The sequence below is a fragment of the Staphylococcus sp. EG-SA-2 genome, assembly GCF_017152085.1.
The window spans coordinates 1-1244 of the sequence record NZ_JACYHC010000821.1 but is presented as its reverse complement, the minus strand read 5'-3'; the positions used below and the strand labels follow the sequence as shown (position 1 = coordinate 1244).

Annotated in this window: 2 protein-coding genes; both read left to right on the top strand. The window is 35.4% G+C overall.

The genetic code is table 11. The annotated features are described in order from the left end of the window. The coding region (locus IDG60_RS14825) for an AEC family transporter (RefSeq protein ID WP_206160851.1) at positions 1 to 689 on the top strand (689 nt) is incomplete at its 5' end. A 406-nt stretch (positions 690 to 1095) separates the two neighbouring features. Beyond that, entirely contained in the window at positions 1096 to 1227 is a 132-nt protein-coding gene (locus IDG60_RS14820) for a hypothetical protein (RefSeq protein WP_001792137.1), read from the top strand. Positions 1228 to 1244: the final 17 nt, after the last annotated feature.

The following is a 1244-nucleotide window of genomic DNA, read 5'->3' as shown; positions in this document are numbered from 1 at the left end:
TGATTGCTGTCTGGTTTTTTAGAAAATATGATAATCACATGCGTGGATCAGTAGGTATGATGACTGGTGCTATGAATATTGGATTGTTTGCATATCCACTAATTGAAGTGATATGGCCTAAAACGGGGCTTATTTATTTTGGTATGGCTGATATAGGTGGTGCCTTTGTGATGTTTGGAATTACTTACTTTGTAGGTAGCTACTTTAGTGAAGGTAGTGATCAATTCGATTTTAAATATTTAGGTAAGAAATTATTACAGTCAGTGCCACTCGTTACATACATTGTAATGTTTATATTGAATATAAATCACATCCATTTACCACATGTGGCAATCGATTTCTTTAGCATACTTTCCCATGCAAATATGCCGTTATCAATGATTTTGCTAGGTGTTATGTTGAATTTTACTCTGGAAAGAAAGTATATACCTGCTACTATTAAATATTTATGTTTGCATTATGGATTAGCATTAGTTGCGGGATTGTTAGTACATGTGTTGTTACCGGTATCAGATGATATGATTAAGACGACATTGTTGGTCACTTGGATGTTCCCGGTTGGTGTCGCAATTATTTCTTATGGTATTCAGTTTAAATATCGAACACTGCCATTTATAGGTATGACGACCAATTTGACAATCATTATTAGTATCATTATTTTGTACGTGTATCAGGCAGTGTTTGTCTAGTTTACACATTTGAAAATAAAATCCATTTTAGTATTCGTAGAAAATGAGAGCCCCCTTTACCACAACATGTAAATGCATATTGTGAAAAGGGGGCTTTTATTTATGACATAGTTGTTCAACAGGCCGGGACATAAATCAATATTCTATGCTCTACGAAGTTATATTGGCAGTAGTTTACTGAACGAAAATGCGCTTGTAACAAGCTTTTTTCAATTCTAGTCAGGGGCCCCAACACAGAAGCTGACGAAAAGTCAGCTTACAATAATGTGCAAGTTGGGGAGGGGCCCCAACAAAGAGAAATTGGATTCCCAATTTCTACAGACAATGCAAGTTGGGGTGGGACGACGAAATATATTTTGCGAAAATATCATTTCTGTCCCACTCCCTATGCAGCTATCCACTTCATATGTATGGCGCATACTTGATAAATGAATATCATCAAGATTTTAAAAGTATCGCTAATTTTAAAGTCTTAAAACGCATGATTAATGTCATGATGTGTTATTGCGTTTTGTTTTTAGAGCCACGTATTTCCTAGGACATATAGAGGAACAT

Excerpts from the sequence above, each read along its gene's own strand:
- IDG60_RS14820 (WP_001792137.1), top strand. The coding sequence starts at position 1,096 with ATGTATGGCGCATACTTGATAAATGAATATCATCAAGATTTTAAAAGT.